Here is a 20,160-nt window from a genome sequence, read left to right on the forward strand (position 1 = left end):
TCGGCACCGCGACCCAGGCCACTGCCGACAACCGGAGCCTCTACTGACGACCGGGGCTTCTGCCGACGACCGGGGCCTTCGGTGTCGTACCGGCTACGCCCCCCGACGCGCCGGCACGCGCCACGCCCCGCCCAGGGCCCACCCTGACGGGCCCAGGGCGCCCCGGCTGCCGGCCTACCGGCCCGTCGAGCCACTGGCCTGCCGGTCTATCGGTCTGCCCACCTACCGACGTACCGGCCTGCCGACCTGCTGACCTGCCGACCTGCTGACCTGCTGACCTGCTGACCTGCCGGCCTACCGACCCGCGATGACCTCCGCCGCCGCGCGGCCGCAGACCCGGGCCGCGCCGTGGGTGGCGATGTGCAGGGCCCCTCGGGCCGGGGCCTGGGGAACGCCCATCTCCACCACGATCGTGTCGGGGCGGGCCGTCAGCAGGGTGCCGAGGGCCGCCGCCATCCACGGATGGCGGTGCTCGTCGCGGACGACTGCGACGATGCGGCGGTCGCCGGCCGCCGTGAGGGCCGAGCCGCCCGCGCCGGAGCCGCTGAAGGTGCCCGCCTCGGTGCCGGGGAGCAGCCCGGCGAGTTCGGCGGCCACACCCCATGGGGTCTCGTCGCCGACGGCGATGTTGGCGACGGGGGTGAACGCGGCCACGTACGGCGCCTCGGTGAGCGGGGTGAAGCCCGCCGCGCCGGTGGTCCGCACCGCCCGCCGGGCCGCGGTGAGTCCGACGTCACCGGAGCCGTCCCACCCGGCTTCGGCGGCGCCCCCCGCTGTCCAGCGGGCCAGCGCCCGGACCCGCCGCGCCGCGTCCGCCAGCCGCTCCTCGGCCAGTCCGCCGGAGCGTACGGCGGCGACCAGGGCGTCGCGCAGGCGGCGTACCGTCTCGTCGTCGGCGAGCCCGCCGCCCACGCAGATGGCGTCGGCGCCCGCGGTGATGGCGAGCACGCTGCCGCGTTCGATGCCGTAGGTGGCGGCGATGGCCTGCATCTCCATGCCGTCGGTGACGATCAGGCCGTCGTAGCCGAGTTCGCCGCGCAGCAGGTCGGTGAGGATACGGCGGGACAACGTCGCCGGGCGGTCCGGGTCCAGGGCGGGGACCAGGATGTGGGCGCTCATCACGGCCCGGGTGCCGGCCGCGACGGCGGCGCGGAAGGGGGCCAGTTCACGGTCACCGAGCACCCCCGGGTCCACGTCGATGCGGGGCAGCGCGTGGTGGGAGTCGACGGCGGTGTCGCCGTGGCCGGGGAAGTGCTTGGTGCAGGCGGCGACGCCGGCCGACTGCAGGCCCGTCACGTAGGCCGCCGTGTGCCGGGCGACCAGGTCCGGGTCGGCGCCGAAGGAACGGACGCCGATCACCGGGTTGCCGGGATTGGAGTTGACGTCCGCAGAGGGGGCCCAGTTGAAGTTGACGCCGCAGGCGGCGAGGCGGCGGCCCAGTTCACGGGCGACCTCGCGGGTCAGTTCCACGTCGTCCACGGCGCCCAGCGCGTGGTTGCCGGGGAAGGAGGAGCCGGTACCGACCTCCAGACGGGTGACGTCGCCGCCCTCCTCGTCGATGGCGACCAGGACGTCGTCCCGTTCGGCACGCAACTGCGCGGTGAGCGCGGCCAGTTGCTCCGGGGAGGCGATGTTGCGGCCGAACAGGCCGACCGAGGCGAGGCCCTCGCCGAGGCGGCGCAGCAGCCAGTCGGGGGCGGTGGTGCCGGTGAATCCGGGCTGGAGGACCGTCAGCGCGTCCCGGGTCAGGGTGTCGGTTTCGCTGGCGAATGTCGTCATCGAGGGGGTTATCCCTTCACGGCGCCGGCGGTCAGTCCGCTGACGGCCTTGCGCTGGAGGAAGACGAAGAGGATGAGGATCGGGACCGCGAAGAGCGAGGAGGCCGCCATGGTGGCGCCCCAGTCGTCGCCGAAGGCGCTGCGGAAGCTGGACAGCCACAGCGGCAGCGTCTGGGCCTCGGCCTCCTTGTTGAGGATCAGCACCAGCGCGAACTCGTTCCAGGCGGTGATGAAGCCGAACATGGAGGTGGACATCAGTCCGGGCGCGAGCAGCGGCAGGATGACCCGGCGGAACGCCTGGACGCGGGTGCAGCCGTCGACCATCGCCGCCTCCTCCAGTTCCTTCGGCACGGCGGCGACGAAGCCGCGCAGCGTCAGGATGGTGAAGGGGAGGATCATCATCATGTAGAAGAGCGTCAGCGGGACGAGGCTGTTCAGCATCGACGCGTCCCGGACGATCATGTACATCGCGATGATCATGACTTCCCAGGGCGCCATCTGCGCCAGCATGAACCCGATGATGAAGCCGCGCCGTCCCCTGAACCGCATCCGGGCCAGGGCGAAGGAGCCGGCGAGCGCGATGATCAGCGAGAAGACCACCGCGAGGATCGTCACCGTCAGCGAGTTGGTGACGTACGTCCAGAAGTGGTCGACGCCGGTCGCGGTCTTGAAGTGCTCGAAGGTGAAGTCGGTCGGGAACCAGACCGGGTCCTCGGCGATGATGTCGCCGGTCGGCTTGAAGGCCGTGGCGAACATCCAGTACACGGGGAAGACGAAGCCGATGAACAGGATGACGGCCGTGACGTTGGGCCACAGGCGGCCGAAGAGCGAACGCTTCACAGGGCGGCCTCCTCTTCCCCTTCTTGCTTGAGCACGATCCGCAGGTAGTAGGCGGTGAGGCCGAGCAGGATCAGGATGGTCAGGACGGCGATCGCGGCGCCCATGCCGTAGTGCTGGTTGCCGACGCCCTCGATGTAGGCGTAGACGGGCAGGATCTCGGTGAGCCGGTCGGGGCCGCCGCCGTTGATCACGTAGACCTGCACGAATGCCTTGAAGACCCAGATGATCTCCAGGAAGGTCGTGGCGTAGAGGAAGGGGCGCAGGAAGGGCATGGTGACGGTGGTGAAGCCGCGCCACGCGCCCGCGCCGTCCAGGGCCGCGGCCTCGTACAGCTCGCCGGGGATGGTGGTGGTCGCGGCGTAGACGTTGAGCGCGACGAACGGGATGGACATCCAGACGATCAGCACCGTGACGACGAAGAAGGTCGACATCTGGCTGCTGGTCCAGCTGTAGTCGGCCATGGAATGCCAGCCGAGCCTGTCCAGGACCCAGTTGACGACACCGAAGCGCTGGGCGAAGAGCCACTGGTAGACGGTGGTGGCGGCGACCACCGGCATCGCCCAGGCCAGCACCAGTCCGACCATGAGGGTGATCCGCATCCGCTTGCCGAGGCGGGCCAGCAGCAGGCCGATCAGGGCGCCGAAGATCATGATCAGGACGACGTTGACCGCCGTGAACAGGATCGAGCGCAGGGTGACCCGCCAGAAGTCCTCCCCGGTGAGGACCTCCTTGTAGTTGTCGACGCCGTTCCACTCGGTGGCGTGCTGGATCAGCTGCGCCATGTTGAGGTTCTGGAACGACAGCAGGACGTCCTTGACCAGCGGCCAGCCGAGCAGCAGCACGGTGGCCGCGCAGGCCGGCAGCAGCAGGAGATAGGGGCCGAGCGCGCCGGCGCGGGACGCGGCTCGCGGTGTGGGCCGGCCGGATCCCACGACGTCCGCCCCCTTGCGGACGTCCGCCGGGCCGGAGGGCGGCCGTTCGGTCTGCACGGTCATGCTCGCCATCTCTTCTCTAGACCTACGACTGTCGCGGGGCGGGGGCCGTACCGCGTGGCCGCGTGCGGCCCCCGCCCTCGGCGAGCGCCTTACTGCTGCTGCGCCAGGCGCTTGTTGAACTCGTCCTCGACCTGCTTGGCGGCCTGCGCCGGGGACTTACCGTTCAGCACCGCGGTCATGTAGGTCTTGACCGGGTTGGGGGCGTTCTCGACCGCGGCCCACTCCGGGATCAGCGGCGTGGTGCCACCGCCCGCGGCGGCCGGCGCCATGGCCTCGGCGGCCGCGTTGCCCTTGACGTTGCTCTGCAGCGACTCCTTGTTGGGGATGACGCCGTTGAGCTTGGCCAGCTGGCCCTCGTACTGGTCGGACAGGGCGATCTTCAGGAACTCCTTGGCCAGTTCCTGCTTCTCGCTGCCCGCGGCGACGGCGAGGTTGGAGCCGCCGAGGAAGACGCCCTCGGGCTTGCCGGCCGTGGCACCGGGGATGGTGAAGTAGCCGATCTCCTTCTCGATCTTCGGGTTGGCCTCGATGGCGATGCCGGCTTCCCAGCCCATGCCGATGAAGGCGCCGACGTCGCCCTTGCCGAAGACCTCGCCCTGCTGCGGGGTGGCCTCGTCCTTGTCCTTGGGGGCCTTGGAGAGGGACTGGAACTTCTTGTACGTCTCCATGGCGGCGGCGACCTTCGGGTCGGCCAGGTTGGAGACGTACGTGTCGCCGTCCTTCTTGACCAGTTCGCCGCCCTCGCCGACGACCAGGCCGACGAAGTGGTACCAGTTCTGGCCGGGCAGGTAGATCGGCTCGGCGTCGGTCTTCGCGTCGATCTGCTTCAGGTCGGCGTAGAACTCGTCGCGGGTCCTGGGCAGGTCCTTGATGCCGGCGTCGGCCCACACCTTCTTGTTGTAGATGACGACGCGGTTGGCGAAGTACCAGGGGGCCGCGTACTGCTTGCCCTCGTACACCGAGGAGTTGTTCAGGGACTCGGTCCAGTCGGCGCCGATCTCGGACTTGAGGTCGGCGAGGTCGGCGAGGCCGCCGGTCTTGGCGTAGGCCGGGGTCTGGGTGTTGCCGATCTCGAAGACGTCCGGCGGGTTCTCCTCCGACAGGGCGGTGGTCAGCTTCTGCTGGATGCCGTTCCACTGCTGGATCTCGAACTTGACCTTGGCCTTGGTCTTCTTCTCGAAGGCCGCGGCCACGTCCTTCTGCCACTGGTCCGGCGAGGAGCCGTCCATGACCCAGACGGTCAGGGTCTGGCCCGCGTAGCCGTCCGCCCCGGTCTTGCCCTCGTCGCCGCCGTCGTCGCTCCCGCACGCAGCGAGCGAGATCATCATGCCCGCGACACCGATCGCGGATATCAGCTTGCGCTTCACGCCACCCTCCTCAGGGATGCCACAAACCCCCCTGCTCCCCGCGGTGAACCGACGTACCGCCCATGGGGCCGGGACCTGGACCAATGGTGTAGACCAGTACCGGGGAGCTTGGCCCAGACCAAAAGGTGTGTCAAGGGTCTGATGTAGGGCCCGACCAGCCGTTATGGGACCTACATATGCAGGAACCTTTAAGTAACAACCCGGCGAAAACAGCGACTGGACGCGTCATACTCGGGTAGACCACTTCAGCGTGGTGGACTAGACCAACGCAGGCAGCGACGGTATACAGAGGGGATCACGGAGCGTGCCGACGACACCTCTACGGAGCCGGGAAGGCGGAGCATGAGCACCGACGTCAGCAGTGCGGAGAACGAGAGCGGGGCGACCGTCCGTACCGCGCGCGTGCCCAAGTACTACCGCCTGAAGAAGCACCTGCTCGACATGACGGAGACACAGGCACCCGGCACCCCGGTCCCGCCGGAGCGCACGCTCGCCGCCGAGTTCGACACCTCGCGCACCACCGTGCGCCAGGCCCTTCAGGAACTGGTGGTCGAGGGCCGCCTGGAACGGATCCAGGGCAAGGGCACCTTCGTCGCCAAGCCCAAGGTGTCCCAGGCGCTCCAGCTCACCTCCTACACCGAGGACATGCGCGCCCAGGGCCTGGAGCCCACCTCGCAGCTGCTCGACATCGGCTACATCACCGCCGACGACCGGCTCGCCGAGCTGCTCGACATCACCGCCGGCGGCCGGGTGCTGCGCATCGAGCGGCTGCGCATGGCCAACGGCGAACCGATGGCGATCGAGACCACCCACCTGTCCGCCAAGCGTTTCCCCGCGCTGCGCCGCTCGCTGGCCAAGTACACCTCCCTCTACACCGCGCTCGCCGAGGTCTACGACGTCCACCTCGCCGAGGCCGAGGAGACCATCGAGACCTCGCTGGCCACCCCGCGCGAGGCGGGCCTGCTCGGCACGGACGTGGGCCTGCCGATGCTGATGCTCTCCCGCCACTCCCTGGACCGCGAGGGCAAGCCGGTGGAGTGGGTGCGGTCGGTGTACCGGGGCGACCGCTACAAGTTCGTGGCACGGCTGAAGCGGCCCGCGGACTGACCGGGTCCGGCGGGAAGGGTCCCCTTGTCAAGGTTTCCGCCGGTCTCCGGCCCAGGTCGCGACCGATATGCGGACGAGGGGTTCCGTCTGCGCCGTCCCCTGACCTAGATTTCCCGCACATTGCAGGTGATCAGCGAGGGGACGGAGCCGCCGATGTCACAAGCCCCAGAAGTCGGCAGAGGAGCGGTGGTGACGCCGATGCGCGTCGTCATCGCCCTCTGCCTCATAGCGCCGTTCGTGGCGATGCTCTGGGTCGGTTCGTACGCCAAGACCGACCCCGCGTTCATCGGCATCCCGTTCTTCTACTGGTACCAGATGGCGTGGGTGCTCATCTCCACCGCGCTGACGATGATCGCGTTCAAGCTGTGGCAGCGCGACCAGCGCGCCCGCCGGGGCGGTGAGCAGCGATGAAGGACGGCGTGAACGGCGTCGCACTCGCCGTCTTCATCTTCTTCTTCCTGGCCGTCACGGTCCTGGGTTTCCTGGCCGCGCGCTGGCGCAAGGCCGAGAACGAGCACAGCCTCGACGAATGGGGTCTGGGCGGCCGGTCGTTCGGCACCTGGATCACCTGGTTCCTGCTCGGCGGCGACCTCTACACGGCCTACACCTTCGTCGCCGTCCCGGCGGCCATCTACGCGGCGGGCGCGGCCGGCTTCTTCGCCGTGCCGTACACCATCCTGGTCTACCCGCTCATCTTCACCTTCCTGCCACGCCTGTGGTCGGTCTCGCACAAGCACGGCTATGTGACCACCTCGGACTTCGTGCGCGGCCGGTTCGGCTCCAAGGGGCTGTCGCTTGCGGTGGCGCTCACCGGCATCCTCGCCACCATGCCGTACATCGCGCTCCAGCTCGTCGGCATCCAGGCCGTGCTGGACGTGATGGGCGTCGGCGGCGGCGAGGACACCAACTGGTTCATCAAGGACCTGCCGCTGCTCATCGCCTTCGGTGTGCTGGCCGCGTACACCTACTCCTCGGGTCTGCGGGCCCCGGCGCTCATCGCGTTCGTGAAGGACACCCTGATCTACATCGTCATCGCCGTGGCGATCATCTACATCCCCATCAAGCTGGGCGGGTTCGACGAGATCTTCGCCAAGGCGGGCGAGGCGTTCGGCGAGACCAACCCGGCGACCGGTGCGCCGCGCGGTGCGCTGGTCCCCGCCGAGGCGGGCCAGTGGACCTACGCCACGCTGGCCCTGGGTTCCGCGCTGGCGCTGTTCATGTACCCGCACTCGATCACCGCGACGCTCTCCTCCAAGAGCCGCGAGGTGATCCGCCGCAACACCACCATCCTGCCGCTGTACTCCCTCATGCTGGGTCTGCTGGCCCTGCTGGGCTTCATGGCGATCGCGGCCGGCATCAAGGTGCAGAACGGCCAGCTGGCCATCCCGCAGCTCTTCGAGACCATGTTCCCGGACTGGTTCGCGGGCGTCGCGTTCGCGGCGATCGGCATCGGCGCGCTGGTGCCGGCGGCCATCATGTCCATCGCGGCGGCCAACCTCTTCACCCGCAACATCTACAAGGACTTCATCCGTCCCGACGCCACACCCGCGCAGGAGACCAAGGTCTCCAAGCTGGTGTCGCTGCTGGTGAAGGTGGGCGCGCTGGTCTTCGTCCTGACCATGGACAAGACCGTCGCCATCAACTTCCAGCTGCTGGGCGGCATCTGGATCCTGCAGACCTTCCCGTCCCTGGTCGGCGGCCTGTTCACCCGCTGGTTCCACCGCTGGGCGCTGCTCGCGGGCTGGGCGGTCGGCATGATCTACGGCACGGTCGCCGCGTACGGGGTGGCCTCCCCGACGCAGAAGCACTTCGGCGGCTCGTCCAAGGAGATCCCGGGCATCGGGGAGATCGGCTACATCGGTCTGACGGCGTTCGTGCTCAACGTCGTCGTGACCGTGGTGCTCACCTTCGTCCTCAAGGCGGTCAAGGCGCCCGAGGGCGTCGACGAGACCAGGCCGGAGGACTACACGGCGGACGCGGGCGACCCCGGCGTCCAGGTGGAGCTGCCCCCGGCGACGGCCGGATCGGCCCACTGACCCGGGCCTGACCTGCGCGTTCGGCGGCGCTCCGTGAGTTGCGGGGCGCCGCCGGACGCGAAACCCTGGAAGGGAGTTCCCGACTGTCCTCGCAGCCGTGAGGAGGAGAACAGTGGGTGACACCCTTCCCACCGTCGACGACGTCGTCGCGGCGGATCCGGACATCTCGTTCGACGGCGAGCAGCTCTCGATCCTGTCCCAGGACTCCACCGTGCAGGTCCTGCCCTGGCCGGTCTGCTTCCTGTACGCCGGTCGTGCGGCGTTCTCGATCATGTTGAACGCGCCCAGCCCGGAACTGGCGCTGCTCACCGCCCGCCAGATGGCGGACCGGTTCAACCAGCAGGCGGCGAACTTCGGTCACCAGCCGCTCATGACCGCGCAAGGCGGATTCTGCCCGCCCTCCTTCGGCTGACGGCGTCTTCACCGCACGACCAGGCTTGCCATCTTGTCGTACCGGCTCTGTGGAAAACGCCGGACTCCTTGCCGCACTCGTCCGGCACACTCGGCTCATGGACATCCTCATCCGCCCGATCGCCCCCGCCGAGTACGGCACCCTCGCCGAGATCACCGCGCAGGCCTATCTCCAGGACGGCCTCCTCGACTTCGGCGAGAGCGACGGGTACCTGGCCGAACTGAGGAATGTCGCCACGCGCGCGGCCGCCGCCGAGGTGCTGGTCGCCGTGGAGCACGACCGCGTCCTCGGCGGCGTGACCTTCGTCCCCTCCGGCGGCCCAATGGCCGACATAGCCGGGCCCGGCGAGGCCGAGATCCGCATGCTCGCCGTGGCCCACGCGGCCCGCGGCCGGGGCGCCGGAGAGGCCCTCGTACGCGCCTGTGTGCACCGGGCGCGGGCCACGGAGGGCTGTGTCCGTGTCGTGCTGTCGAGCCAGCGCACCATGCACACGGCCCACCGCCTCTACGAACGCCTCGGCTTCGTCCGCACTCCCGAGCGGGACTGGAACCCGCTCCCGGAGCTGGACGACATCACGCTCCTCACCTATGAGTTGACGCTCTGAAGCCACCCCGACACAACATCTGGGGGTGGCACGGCAGCCCGGCACAAGATGTATGCTCATGCTCGCTGTCGCCGCAGGGGAATCCGGTGCGAATCCGGAACTGTCCCGCAACGGTGTACTTGCGTGCATCTGCACGCCTGGTCAGTCCGAGGACCTGCCGACAGTGCACCCGGCCGTCCGGCCGGTGTGCCTGACGTCCGGGCCTCGCGGAATGGGCCGGTGGACGCGACGCCGCGTGCGCTCGTGAGCTGCCCCCTGCCCTCGGTGAGGCCCCCTGCCGAGCGAGGGAGAGCCCCACGTGACCATCGCGCCCGCCGATCCGGCCTCAGCAGCGGTCCCGTCCCACGACGACGGTCCCGGTGCCGCACTGCTGCGGACCCTGACCGAGCTGACCGCCGACCTCCCCGACGCCGACCCCGGCCGGGTCGCCGCCGCCGCGCTGCGCGGCCGGTCCGCTCGCGGGTCCGCGGAACTGGAGGTGCAGCTGCGCGAGCTGGCCACGGAGGCGGCCGCCGGCCTCATCTCCGAGGACCCCGCCTACAGCAAGCTGGCCGCCCGGCTGCTGGCGATCGGCATCGCCGCCGAGGCCGCCTCGCAGGGCGTCACGTCCTTCACCGAGTCCGTCGCCGTCGGCCACCGCGAGGGCCTGATCGCCGACCGCACCGCCGCGTTCGTCCGGCTGCACGCCGAGCGCCTGGACGCCCTCGTCGACCGCGCCGCCGACGACCGCTTCGGCTACTTCGGCCTGCGCACCCTGCACAGCCGCTATCTGCTGCGGCACCCCATCACCCGCAAGGTGATCGAGACCCCCCAGCACTTCCTGCTGCGGGTCGCCGCCGGGCTCGCCGAGGACGACACCCCCCGCGCGCTGGAGGAGGTCGCGGCGCTCTACGGGCTCATGAGCCGCCTCGACTACCTGCCCTCCTCCCCCACCCTCTTCAACTCCGGCACCCGCCACCCCCAGATGTCGTCCTGCTACCTCCTGGACTCCCCCAAGGACGAGCTGGACTCCATCTACGACCGCTACCACCAGGTCGCCCGCCTGTCGAAGCACGCCGGCGGCATCGGCCTGTCGTACAGCCGCATCCGCTCGCGCGGTTCCCTGATCCGCGGCACCAACGGCCACTCCAACGGCATCGTCCCGTTCCTGAAGACCCTGGACGCCTCCGTCGCCGCGGTGAACCAGGGCGGCCGGCGCAAGGGCGCCGCCGCGGTCTACCTGGAGACCTGGCACTCCGACATCGAGGAGTTCCTGGAGCTGCGCGACAACACCGGCGAGGACGCCCGCCGCACCCACAACCTCAACCTCGCGCACTGGGTGCCGGACGAGTTCATGCGCCGCGTGAACGCAGACGAGCAGTGGTCGCTCTTCTCCCCCTCCGATGTGCCGGAGCTGGTCGACCTGTGGGGCGAGGAGTTCGACGCGGCCTACCGCAAGGCCGAGGCGGCGGGCCTCGCCCGGAAGACCATCCCGGCCCGCGACCTGTACGGCCGGATGATGCGCACCCTCGCGCAGACCGGCAACGGCTGGATGACGTTCAAGGACGCCGCCAACCGCACCGCCAACCAGACCGCCGAGCCGGGCCACGTCATCCACTCCTCCAACCTCTGCACGGAGATCCTGGAGGTCACCGACGACGGCGAGACCGCGGTGTGCAACCTGGGCTCGGTGAACCTGGGCGCCTTCGCCGACCCGGCGACCGGCGACCTCGACTGGGAGCGGCTGGACGAGACCGTCCGCACGGCCGTCACCTTCCTGGACCGCGTCGTCGACATCAACTTCTACCCGACCGAGCAGGCGGGCCGTTCCAACGCCAAGTGGCGCCCCGTCGGCCTCGGCGCGATGGGTCTGCAGGACGTCTTCTTCAAGCTGCGGCTGCCCTTCGACTCGCCGGAGGCCACGGCCCTGTCGACGCGGATCGCCGAGCGGATCATGCTCGCCGCGTACGAGGCCTCCGCCGACCTGGCCGAGCGCAACGGCCCGCTGCCCGCCTGGGAGAAGACCCGCACCGCCCGCGGTGTGCTGCACCCCGACCACTACGACGTGGAGCTGACCTGGCCGGAGCGCTGGGCGGCACTGCGGGCCCGGATCGCCGAGGTCGGGATGCGCAACTCGCTGCTCCTGGCGATCGCGCCCACCGCGACCATCGCCTCCATCGCGGGCGTGTACGAGTGCATCGAGCCGCAGGTGTCCAACCTGTTCAAGCGCGAGACGCTGTCCGGCGAGTTCCTCCAGGTCAACTCCTACCTGGTCGCCGATCTGAAGAAGCTCGGCGTGTGGGACGCCCGCACCCGTGAGGCACTGCGCGACTCCAATGGCTCGGTGCAGGACTTCGCGTGGATCCCGGAGGAGGCGCGGCGGCTGTACCGCACGGCGTGGGAGATCCCGCAGCGCGGCCTGATCGACATGGCCGCGGCCCGCACCCCGTTCCTGGACCAGGCGCAGTCCCTGAACCTCTTCCTGGAGACGCCGACCATCGGCAAGCTCTCCTCGATGTACGCGTACGCCTGGAAGTCCGGGCTGAAGACGACGTACTACCTGCGCTCACGCCCCGCGACGCGCATCGCCCGCGCCGCCCAGGCGCAGGCCACCGTCCCCGTGCAGGCCACCCCGGACCCCGAAGCGGTCGCCTGCTCCCTGGAAAACCCCGAGTCCTGCGAGGCCTGCCAGTAATGTCCCGAAACCAGAACCTTCTCGACCCGGGCTTCGAGCTGACCCTGCGCCCCATGCGCTACCCGGACTTCTACGAGCGCTACCGGGACGCCATCAAGAACACCTGGACCGTGGAGGAGGTCGACCTCCACTCGGACGTCGCCGACCTCGCCAAGCTGACCCCCGCCGAGCAGCACCTCATCGGCCGGCTGGTCGCGTTCTTCGCGACGGGCGACTCGATCGTGGCGAACAACCTGGTGCTGACCCTCTACAAGCACATCAACTCCCCCGAGGCGCGCCTGTATCTGAGCAGGCAGCTGTTCGAGGAGGCGGTCCACGTCCAGTTCTATCTGACGCTGCTGGACACCTACCTCCCCGACCCGGACGACCGGGCGGCGGCCTTCGCGGCCGTCGAGAACATCCCGTCCATCCGGGAGAAGGCCGAGTTCTGCTTCAAGTGGATGGACTCGGTGGAGAAGCTCGACCGGCTGGAGACCAGGGCCGACCGCCGCCGTTTCCTGCTCAACCTGATCTGCTTCGCCGCGTGCATCGAGGGCCTGTTCTTCTACGGCGCCTTCGCCTACGTCTACTGGTTCCGCGGCCGGGGCCTGCTGCACGGTCTGGCCACGGGCACCAACTGGGTGTTCCGCGACGAGACGATGCACATGAGCTTCGCGTTCGACGTGGTCGACACCGTCCGCAAGGAGGAGCCGGACCTCTTCGACGACCAGCTCCAGCAGCAGGTGACGGACATGCTGCGGGAGGCCGTCGAGGCCGAGCTGCAGTTCGCCCGCGACCTGTGCGGGGACGGTCTGCCGGGCATGAACACCGAGTCGATGCGGCAGTACCTGGAGTGCGTCGCCGACCAGCGGCTCACCCGCCTCGGCTTCGCCCCGGTGTACGGCTCGGAGAACCCGTTCTCCTTCATGGAGTTGCAGGGTGTCCAGGAGCTGACCAACTTCTTCGAGCGGCGCCCGTCGGCGTACCAGGTGGCGGTCGAGGGCACGGTGGACCTGGACGAGGACTTCTGAGTCCCGCGGCCGGGGCCGGCCTGGCGGGCCGGCCCCGGCCCCTGGTCCGTCACCGGAGCACGGGCCTCAGCAGCAGCCGCTGCGGACGGAGGGTGATGCCCACGCGGGTGGCGTCGTCGGACCCGGGCACCTGCTCGAAGCGGTACTTCGTCGCCACCGCCGCCGTGATGAGCGTCAGTTGAGCCATGGAGAAGTGATCACTCGGGCACTTCCGATTACCCACACTGAAGGGGCTCATGGCATATTTCGGCACTTCCTTGGCGCGTTCCGGAAGCCAGCGGTCGGGATCGAAGTCGAGGTGGTCCGCGTAGGAGTGCGGATCACGCTGGATCGCGTACGGGCTGTACACGATGTCGGCTCCGGCGGGAATGCGATAGTCGCCGAGCGTGGTGTCGGTGACCGCCCGCCGGGTCAATATCCAGACGGCCGGACGCAAGCGCATCGCCTCGACGACGACATTGTTGGTGTGCCGCAGCTTGCGAACGTCCTCAAAGGCCACCGGACGGCCACCCGTTACGGATTCAACCTCTTCTCGGACCCTGTCCGCGTGTTCCGGATGTTCCGCGAGCACCTGGAGCAGCCACATGATCGTGGAGGCCACGGTTTCGCTTCCGGGGGTGAGTATCGCGACCACCTGGTCGTGGATCTCCTGCTCCCCGATGGGCTCGCCATTCTCGTCCTTTGCCTCCAGCAATGCCGTCAGCAAATCGTCCGGCTTTTGAGCGGACGTCCGGCGTTCGGTGATGATCTCGTCGACCAGGAGATGCAAATCGGCCAACGCCCGGTTGAATTCCCGGTTGGCCGGCAGCGGCAGCCGGTACAGCGGTCCGAGCGGGACCACCATCCGCCGGTACATGCCCTGGAACACGACCGCGAGCGCGTTGCACAGCCGCTCGGCGCGCTCGTCCATGTACTCGCCGCGCAGCAGGCAGCGGGCCGCGATCCGCACGGCCACCCGGAACGACTCCGAGGTGCAGTCGACGGTCTCGCCGGGCCGCCAGCGGGTGGTGAGGGCGTGCGCCTCCTCCTCCATGATCGGCCCGTACGCGGGTATGGCGTCCAGCCGGAAGGCGGGCTGGATGGTGCGCCGCTGACGGCGGTGGCGGGGGCCGTTGGCGGTGGCCACGCCCTCCTTGCCGAGCAGGCCCTCCAGGGATTCCCAGAGCGGCCCGTCGATCTTGAAGTCGGGGCTCAGCGCGAGGGCTCCGGTGAGCGCGGGGGTGGTGACCGCGTACACCGTCTTGGGGCCGAGCTTCAGCCGTACGACGTCCCCGTGCGCACGGAGACTCGACATGAAGGCCAGCGGGTCCCGGACCAGCTTCAGGCCGTGGCCGAGGAGCGGCACGGCTCCTCCGGCGAGGGGCGGTTCGCGCAGTACCGGCGCCTGGACCGCTCCGGGGGCCGCGGGCTTCACGGACTCGACGGTCATTTCTCACCTGCCGCTTCGTTGTTGACGTACGGGGGTGTGGACCGGTCGTCCCAGCTGTCGACCCGGTACCGGCCGGACTCGTGGTGGAACCAGTAGACGGAGCTGAACCAGTTCCGCATATTCGCGACACAGGCCCGCACGGCGAGGCTCAGTTCCTTTCCCCGCACCGTGCCGTCGGCCAGGCCGTCGGCGAACCGCAGCGCGTGCCGCTCGGCGACGAGGAAATCGGTGATGCAGGTCTCGACACGGCGCCGGACTTCGACGACCGCTTCTTCGAGTGTCAGCCCTTCATGGGTGATGAGACTGATACCGAGATTATGGACCTCGTCGCCCGCGATTTCCTTGGGCAGCGAACAGAGGTCGTTGTACCAGGCGGCGAATTCCTGGCTCAGCAGCGCCGCCCGCCGAAATGCCGCATGTTTCCGTACGGATTGCGGGAGTTCGACTCCCGCGCTCGGTTCCAGCAGATCGGTCCATATCCAATGTGCGAAGGTGAGCCGGCGCAGGTCCAGGTATTCCTGGACGGTGGGCACATACCCCTCGGTGCGATTGCGGAATTCCCGGTCGTACGCCTCGATCACCGTGTGGAAGTGCCGGGCGAACCGCGCGTTCCAGGTGTCCGGCAGGAACCGGTAGAGCCGCAGCACGCTGTCGGCGAGGCCCGCCACGAGAGGGTCCTCGTGCCGCAGGTGCTCCTGGGGCCGGTCGAGTGCCGTGTGCAGCCTGGTGCGCAGCCGGTCCCAGGCCAGGGGGCGGCGATGGACGATGTCCCGGTCGTGGCGGTCGTCCCAGACGAAGAACCACGCGCTGTAGTCCCCGATCGCCTGCATGACCTCGTCGGGGGCGCCGAGGTAGTACCCCGCCATGAGGTCGGTGTAGCACAGGCCATCGGCATATTCCTCGACCTTGTCCGCCGGCATGAGTCGCTTTTCCCGCAACCAGCTGCGGGTCTTCTCCTGGAGCTTGGGCCAATACGGGTGCAATTGCCTTGGAAACGCCGCCTCGATCACCGGTAGTGCGAGCGACGGTGGAACGGCGACCGCGGTCGCGGTGGTGCTGTGTGGGAAAGGCACGAACAAACCCCTCTCAGCCGCCGGTCGGCACACGCCCCTCCCGTTGTGCCGGGCGTGCGCCGCTGCGTATCCCGCACTTCCCATTCAGCACTACAACTGACCGTCCTGGGAACGGATTTGCTTCACTGACTAAGCCATACTGCCGAGACACACCTCATGCGTGACTGATTCTGGATCTCTCCGCCGGCGACCACGTGCGAACGTACGACGCACAGACGAACGGCGCCTGGTCGGGAAACGAAACCTGGCCAGACGCCGTGCGAAACATGCCCAAAGGGCGGGTGGACCTCAGTCGTTGGGGACGACGGGGTAGCGGGGCTCGTTCTCGGCCATCTGCCGCAGCGCGTCCTTGCGGTCCCGCTTGGAGAGCCGGTCGATGTACAGGTAGCCGTACAGGTGGTCGGTCTCGTGCTGCAAACACCGAGCGAAGTACCCGGTGCCGCGCACCTTGATCGGGTTGCCGTACTCGTCCTGGCCGGTCACCTCGGCGTAGTCGGGCCGGGCGAGCGGCATGTACGCGGTCGGCACCGACAGGCAGCCCTCGTTGCTGTCGTCCAGGCGGCGCTTCTCCGCGGGCAGCTCGACGAGCTTCGGGTTGCACACCACACCGACGTGCCGCACGCCCTCGTCGTCCGGGCAGTCGTAGACGAAGACCTTCCGGCCGACGCCGATCTGGTTGGCGGCCAGGCCCACGCCCTCGGCGGTGCGCTGCGAGGCGAACATGTCGTCGACCAGCTTGCGCAGCTCGTCGTCGAACTCGGTGACGTCCTGGCACTCCTTGTGGAGCACCGGGTTACCGACGACCGTGATCGGCCGGGAGGCGCCGCGCTCGCGGTACGCCTGCTCGCGCTCCTCGCAGTCCTCCGTGTCGATGACGAAGCCCTCGTCGTCCACGGGGAGCACGTGCTGGTGATCGGTGTCCTGCTGCGCCATGACCGACGTATGCCTTCCTCAGAAAAAACAGGGGTGTGTTGCTGATACAGGGTACGGCGATCGCGCCCCTCAGGGGCTCGGGGAACTGCGCGACCAGCCGCGACGGAAAGCGCACCCGGCAGCGGTGATCAGCACACCTCTTCGAGATCCCGCCAGTCCCTGGAGTCCGGACTGTCCGCAACCCACCCGTCCAGCAACCCCCGGACCAGCGAGGCCGGCGCAGCCACCCCGCACTCCCGCTCCGGCACCCACAGCTGCCCGTCGGTCCGGTGCCCGAGCGGCCCCGGGTGCCCGGGCTCGCTGTGGTCGTGGGGATCCAGGTGCTCCCCGTCCCCCTCGTCCGCCGGCATCCGTGACTCCGAGCACATCCGGCACAGCAGCCGCACCGACGACGACCAGTCCTCCGCGGCGAACCCGGCCTCCGCGGCCAGTTGCTCCAGCGCGTCCCGGTCCGCCTCGGTGGCCGCCTCCAGCAGCACGACCCAGGTCGGGACCGGCGAGGGCGCCCACAGCTCGATCTCGTCGAAGACCGGATAGGAGTGGCCCGCGGCCGTGGTCCGCTCCCCGTGCGGCACCCCGTCGTGCAGCACCACCTCGCCCCAGCGCCGCCCGGACGACGGCAGCGGAATGGACAGCACCTCTATCCGGGCCGGGTCGAGCCGCCGCCCCCACACCACCTCGGCCTCGCCCTCCGGCGACAACCGTACGGCCGCGCTGCCCAGGTCCATGCCGACGGGCTCGCCGGCGGCCGTGGCGCCTCCCCCGGCCTTCGGGCGGGAGGTGCCCCCAGGCACCTGCAGCCCGTACGCCTGCCAGGCCCGCCGGGCCAGCGGCCAGTCCTGGAGCGCGGTGGCGGCGATGCCGACATTCCACCAGTCGGGCGCCCCGGTCTCCCGGTCCAGCAACGCGACGGCCCTCAGGCCCGCGGCCCGGGCCTGCTCCCAGTCGTGCCGGAACTTGTGCAGCAGGGCGAGGTTGAACCAGGACTCCGACAGCCAGGGTTCCAGGTCGGCGGCCCGTGTCAGCAGCGCCCCCGCGTCCTCGTACCGACCGTCGCCGATCAGTGTGAACGCGCGGTCGGTGGCCTGCCGCCAGGAGGCGGAGGGCCGGTGCCGTCCCTTGCCGAAGATCCTCACGATTCCCGCCTGCCAGTTCCGTGGAGTGGGCCGGCTGTGCCCCCGGACAGCCTCTCGGACTCCCTCTCCTTCGCATCCAACCACGTGCGCCTGGAAGGGCGCTCATTACCCATGGGTTACCCACTCACGGGCAGGGTCAGACCGTCCCGGGACAGTACCCGGGCGAGCGCCTCCACCACCTCCGGGGCGTACTCCCCCGCCGTCGCGAGGCGCAGCTCCTCCAGGGCCGTGAGGGGCCCGCCGGGCCCGGCGTCCCGGGCCTTCTCCTCGTACGCGTTGACCACGCGCACGATCCGCGCGGCGAGCGGCTGCTCCGCGCACGGGTCGGCCTGCCGCTCCACGATCTCGGCGACCTGCGGGCTGCCCCCGGTCTGCCGGACGACGGCCCCGCCCAGCAGTGCGATGCGGCGCTGCTCGGCGGCGGGCAGGGCGGCGGTGGCCCCGGCCGGCACCGGGTCGACCAGGCTCAGCTGCCCGATGTCGTGCATCAGCGCCGCGTACTCCAGCACGGTCAGCTCGGGCCCGGTCAGACCCAGGTCCCGGCCGACGGCGCGGCTGAGGGCGGCGACCCGGCGGGCGTGCCCGGCGGGGGTGTAGCCGGCGATCTCGGTGGCGCGGGCGAGGGAGGCGATGGTCTGCCGGTAGGTGGCGCGCACGGCGGCGTACCGGCGCAGCGAGACCTGGGTGAGCAGCAGCGGCACGCAGAACACCGGCAGCGCCCACAGTCCGGCGACCGCCACGGCGAGCGCGATCACGGCCCCGGTGGCGCAGACCGCGGAGCTGACGCCGGGCATGGCCCGCAGCTCGTCGCGGAGCAGCGGGCCGAAGGGCCACCCGGTGCGCGCGTGCGCCAGCGCGGCGGCGAGCACGGCGTCGCACAGCGCGGTGAGGGTGAGCAGCGCGAGCAGCAGCAGCGCGTAGGCGGGCCCGATCCAGCCGTCGAACACGCCCCGGTTGTAGAGCGGCTGGAAGCAGGCGGCGGCGAAGCCCGCGGTGAGCACGCGGCGCGCCAGGTCGTCGTGGGTCGGGCCCTGGCCGCGGGCGAGATGCGGGACGGAGCCGAGCAGCGAGGCGGTGAGGACGACCGTGACGACCTGGGCGGTGCCGTGCCCCGTGGGCCGCCCGGCGTTCTCGCCGAGCAGCGCGTACGACAGCGCGCCCGCGGCGCCGAGCGGTGCCGCCTCCCGGACCCGGTCGGTGCCGGTCCACCGGGCCAGTTCACCGAGCACGACCAAGGCACCGAACGCCAGTGCGACACCGCGCTGAGCGAGCCCGGCGTGGAGCGTGACGGCGAGCGAGACGGCGCAGAGCAGCACGGCGCAGGTGTGGATCAGGGTGCGCGGCAGCGCGGGCGTCACCGGCGGGCCCCCTCCGGGCAGCGCGGCGTCACCGGCGCCCCCTCCCGGCAGCGCGGCGTCACCGGCGCCCCCTCCCGGCAGCGCGGGCGTCACCGGCGGGCCCCCTCCCGGCCGGGCGCGGGCGCGGCGGGCGGCCGGGGTGCCGGGACCTCGTCGGCGGTCACCGCGGGATGCCAGCCGTACTTCCCCAGGGCCCGGACCAGCGCCTCCACCATCCGCGGGTCGAACTGCGACCCTGCGCACCGCTCCAGTTCCGCGAGCGCCGCCGGCACCGGGCGGGCCCGCCGGTAGGACCGGGTGGAGGTCATGGCGTCGAAGGCGTCGGCGACGGCGACCACCCGCGCGGACTCGGGGATCTGGCCGCCGACGAGCCCGTAGGGGTAGCCGCTGCCGTCCAACCGCTCGTGGTGGTGGAGCACGGCGGCCCGGGCTTCGCCGAGGAAGGAGATGCCCCGCACCATCTCGTGCCCGTACTCCGGGTGCAGTTCGATGATCCGCCGCTCCTCGGGGGTGAGCGGCCCGTCCTTGCGCAGCAGCCGGGTGGGGACGCCGAGCTTGCCCACGTCGTGCAGGATGCCCGCGAACCGGAGCACCTCGACGCGCTCGTCGTCCATGCCCAGCTCGCGGGCGATCATCATCGAGGCCTGCCCGACCCGCTCGCCGTGGCCGCGGGTGTAGCCGTCCTTGATGTCGACGGCCTGGACGAGGGCCCGGATGGTGGCCTGGTGGGCGGCCCGCTCCCGGTGGTACCGGGCGAAGGCCCACCAGGAGACGCACATCGGCAGCAGCACCAGCAGCGCGGCGGCCGGCCCGTAGGGGCTGCGCCACAGCACGGCCATCATCAGCCCGGCCAGCCCGTGCACGGCCACCGGGGCGAGCGAGCGCGCGAACAGCCCGTGCCAGGCCCGGCGGGGCGGCACGCGCTCGGCGAGCACCAGGACGCCGCCGTCGAGGAGGGCGAGCACCGCGCAGAAGACCAGCACCGCGGCCGCGGCGGGCAGCAGCACGTACGGGAAGTCGGCGCCCCCGACCGCGTCCGGACCGCCCAGCGCCCGGAAGAGCGAGGCGGCGGCCCAGACGGCGAGGACCGGTTCGGCGGCCCGCCAGACGCGGCGCGGCAGCGCGGGCCGCTGCTCGACCCGGGACAGCAGCGCCCCCGGCACCGCGACGAGCGCGGCGGCGGACGGCGGCAGCAGGAAGGCACCGGCCAGCAGTACGGGGTGGCAGGTGCCGGGCGACCGGCGGCCGGCGATCCGCTCACCGCAGGCGTGCAGCGCCGCCAGCAGGGCCATCGCCCACCAGGGCGCGCGGCCCGTGGACAGCGGAGCCAGACAGCTCAGTGCGCCCAGGGCGACACCGGCGACGTACACCCGCGCCCGTGCGGGAACCGCGTCCATGCGACGTCCTC

17 protein-coding genes and 1 riboswitch are annotated in these 20,160 nt (G+C 70.4%); of the genes, 7 read left to right on the forward strand and 10 right to left on the reverse strand.

What is annotated here, in order from left to right; translation table 11 throughout:
- Positions 1-294 precede the first annotated feature (294 nt).
- From VE614_RS30625 to VE614_RS30640, 4 genes are all read right to left on the reverse strand, one after another.
- Positions 295-1,779 carry a glycoside hydrolase family 3 protein gene (locus VE614_RS30625; protein ID WP_324944503.1) on the reverse strand — a complete coding sequence of 495 codons (1,485 nt, stop codon included), beginning with the start codon at positions 1,777-1,779 and terminating at the stop codon, positions 295-297.
- An 8-nt stretch (positions 1,780-1,787) separates the two neighbouring features.
- On the reverse strand, positions 1,788-2,618 hold the full coding sequence (locus VE614_RS30630) for a carbohydrate ABC transporter permease (RefSeq protein WP_324944506.1): 831 nt from the start codon (positions 2,616-2,618) through the stop codon (positions 1,788-1,790).
- Positions 2,615-3,613 (reverse strand): sugar ABC transporter permease, encoded by a 999-nt coding sequence (locus tag VE614_RS30635; protein ID WP_324944509.1) that lies wholly within the window; start codon positions 3,611-3,613, stop codon positions 2,615-2,617. Before VE614_RS30635 ends, VE614_RS30630 begins: the two co-directional genes overlap by 4 nt.
- 89 nt (positions 3,614-3,702) lie before the next feature.
- Positions 3,703-4,980 carry an extracellular solute-binding protein gene (locus VE614_RS30640; protein ID WP_324944512.1) on the reverse strand — a complete coding sequence of 426 codons (1,278 nt, stop codon included), beginning with the start codon at positions 4,978-4,980 and terminating at the stop codon, positions 3,703-3,705.
- 342 nt (positions 4,981-5,322) lie between these two features.
- Between VE614_RS30640 and VE614_RS30645 the strand changes: the two genes are divergently transcribed.
- The 7 genes from VE614_RS30645 (at position 5,323) to VE614_RS30675 (ending at position 12,823) form a co-directional block, all read left to right on the forward strand.
- Positions 5,323-6,087 carry a GntR family transcriptional regulator gene (locus VE614_RS30645; RefSeq protein ID WP_086168834.1) on the forward strand — a complete coding sequence of 255 codons (765 nt, stop codon included), beginning with the start codon at positions 5,323-5,325 and terminating at the stop codon, positions 6,085-6,087.
- Positions 6,088-6,240: 153 nt separating this feature from the next.
- A complete protein-coding gene (locus VE614_RS30650) occupies positions 6,241-6,498 on the forward strand; it encodes a DUF3311 domain-containing protein (RefSeq protein ID WP_324944515.1) in 258 nt (85 codons plus the stop codon).
- Complete coding sequence (gene mctP, locus VE614_RS30655; RefSeq protein ID WP_324944517.1) at positions 6,495-8,123, forward strand: monocarboxylate uptake permease MctP; 1,629 nt, start codon at positions 6,495-6,497, stop codon at positions 8,121-8,123. Before VE614_RS30650 ends, mctP begins: the two co-directional genes overlap by 4 nt.
- 112 nt (positions 8,124-8,235) lie before the next feature.
- Positions 8,236-8,535 carry a hypothetical protein gene (locus VE614_RS30660; protein WP_324944521.1) on the forward strand — a complete coding sequence of 100 codons (300 nt, stop codon included), beginning with the start codon at positions 8,236-8,238 and terminating at the stop codon, positions 8,533-8,535.
- 97 nt (positions 8,536-8,632) lie between these two features.
- Positions 8,633-9,139 carry a GNAT family N-acetyltransferase gene (locus tag VE614_RS30665; protein ID WP_324944523.1) on the forward strand — a complete coding sequence of 169 codons (507 nt, stop codon included), beginning with the start codon at positions 8,633-8,635 and terminating at the stop codon, positions 9,137-9,139.
- Between the two features lie 52 nt (positions 9,140-9,191).
- Positions 9,192-9,315: riboswitch (cobalamin riboswitch) on the forward strand.
- A gap of 122 nt (positions 9,316-9,437) precedes the next feature.
- Positions 9,438-11,813, forward strand: coding sequence for a ribonucleoside-diphosphate reductase subunit alpha (locus VE614_RS30670; RefSeq protein ID WP_324944526.1), 2,376 nt, complete (start codon positions 9,438-9,440; stop codon positions 11,811-11,813).
- A complete protein-coding gene (locus tag VE614_RS30675) occupies positions 11,813-12,823 on the forward strand; it encodes a ribonucleotide-diphosphate reductase subunit beta (protein WP_324944529.1) in 1,011 nt (336 codons plus the stop codon). Before VE614_RS30670 ends, VE614_RS30675 begins: the two co-directional genes overlap by 1 nt.
- Positions 12,824-12,872: 49 nt before the next feature.
- Here VE614_RS30675 and VE614_RS30680 read toward each other — a convergent pair whose 3' ends face one another.
- The 6 genes from VE614_RS30680 to VE614_RS30705 all read right to left on the reverse strand — a co-directional run bounded on the left by VE614_RS30680 (position 12,873) and on the right by VE614_RS30705 (position 20,149).
- Positions 12,873-14,252 (reverse strand): cytochrome P450, encoded by a 1,380-nt coding sequence (locus VE614_RS30680; RefSeq protein WP_324944531.1) that lies wholly within the window; start codon positions 14,250-14,252, stop codon positions 12,873-12,875.
- Positions 14,249-15,331, reverse strand: a complete 1,083-nt coding sequence (gene cyc1 / locus VE614_RS30685; RefSeq protein WP_414719671.1) for an epi-isozizaene synthase — start codon at positions 15,329-15,331, stop codon at positions 14,249-14,251. The genes VE614_RS30680 and cyc1 overlap by 4 nt, the downstream gene beginning before the upstream one ends.
- Positions 15,332-15,613: 282 nt before the next feature.
- The gene (def, locus tag VE614_RS30690; protein ID WP_324944534.1) at positions 15,614-16,258 is read right to left on the reverse strand and encodes a peptide deformylase; all 645 of its coding nucleotides are present in this window, start codon (positions 16,256-16,258) and stop codon (positions 15,614-15,616) included.
- 128 nt (positions 16,259-16,386) lie between these two features.
- Positions 16,387-17,394 (reverse strand): hypothetical protein, encoded by a 1,008-nt coding sequence (locus VE614_RS30695; RefSeq protein ID WP_324944537.1) that lies wholly within the window; start codon positions 17,392-17,394, stop codon positions 16,387-16,389.
- 116 nt (positions 17,395-17,510) lie between these two features.
- On the reverse strand, positions 17,511-18,752 hold the full coding sequence (locus VE614_RS30700; protein WP_324944583.1) for an HD-GYP domain-containing protein: 1,242 nt from the start codon (positions 18,750-18,752) through the stop codon (positions 17,511-17,513).
- An 89-nt stretch (positions 18,753-18,841) separates the two neighbouring features.
- Positions 18,842-20,149, reverse strand: coding sequence for an HD-GYP domain-containing protein (locus tag VE614_RS30705; RefSeq protein WP_324944540.1), 1,308 nt, complete (start codon positions 20,147-20,149; stop codon positions 18,842-18,844).
- Positions 20,150-20,160: the final 11 nt, after the last annotated feature.

Source organism: Streptomyces sp. (assembly GCF_035645055.1).
Lineage (GTDB): Bacteria > Actinomycetota > Actinomycetes > Streptomycetales > Streptomycetaceae > Streptomyces.

Excerpts from the sequence above, each read along its gene's own strand:
- VE614_RS30680 (WP_324944531.1), bottom strand. The coding sequence starts at position 14,252 with ATGACCGTCGAGTCCGTGAAGCCCGCGGCCCCCGGAGCGGTCCAGGCG.
- VE614_RS30650 (WP_324944515.1), top strand. The coding sequence starts at position 6,241 with ATGTCACAAGCCCCAGAAGTCGGCAGAGGAGCGGTGGTGACGCCGATG.
- VE614_RS30625 (WP_324944503.1), bottom strand. The coding sequence starts at position 1,779 with ATGACGACATTCGCCAGCGAAACCGACACCCTGACCCGGGACGCGCTG.
- VE614_RS30665 (WP_324944523.1), top strand. The coding sequence starts at position 8,633 with ATGGACATCCTCATCCGCCCGATCGCCCCCGCCGAGTACGGCACCCTC.
- def (WP_324944534.1), bottom strand. The coding sequence starts at position 16,258 with ATGGCGCAGCAGGACACCGATCACCAGCACGTGCTCCCCGTGGACGAC.
- VE614_RS30645 (WP_086168834.1), top strand. The coding sequence starts at position 5,323 with ATGAGCACCGACGTCAGCAGTGCGGAGAACGAGAGCGGGGCGACCGTC.
- VE614_RS30705 (WP_324944540.1), bottom strand. The coding sequence starts at position 20,149 with ATGGACGCGGTTCCCGCACGGGCGCGGGTGTACGTCGCCGGTGTCGCC.
- VE614_RS30675 (WP_324944529.1), top strand. The coding sequence starts at position 11,813 with ATGTCCCGAAACCAGAACCTTCTCGACCCGGGCTTCGAGCTGACCCTG.
- VE614_RS30635 (WP_324944509.1), bottom strand. The coding sequence starts at position 3,613 with ATGACCGTGCAGACCGAACGGCCGCCCTCCGGCCCGGCGGACGTCCGC.
- mctP (WP_324944517.1), top strand. The coding sequence starts at position 6,495 with ATGAAGGACGGCGTGAACGGCGTCGCACTCGCCGTCTTCATCTTCTTC.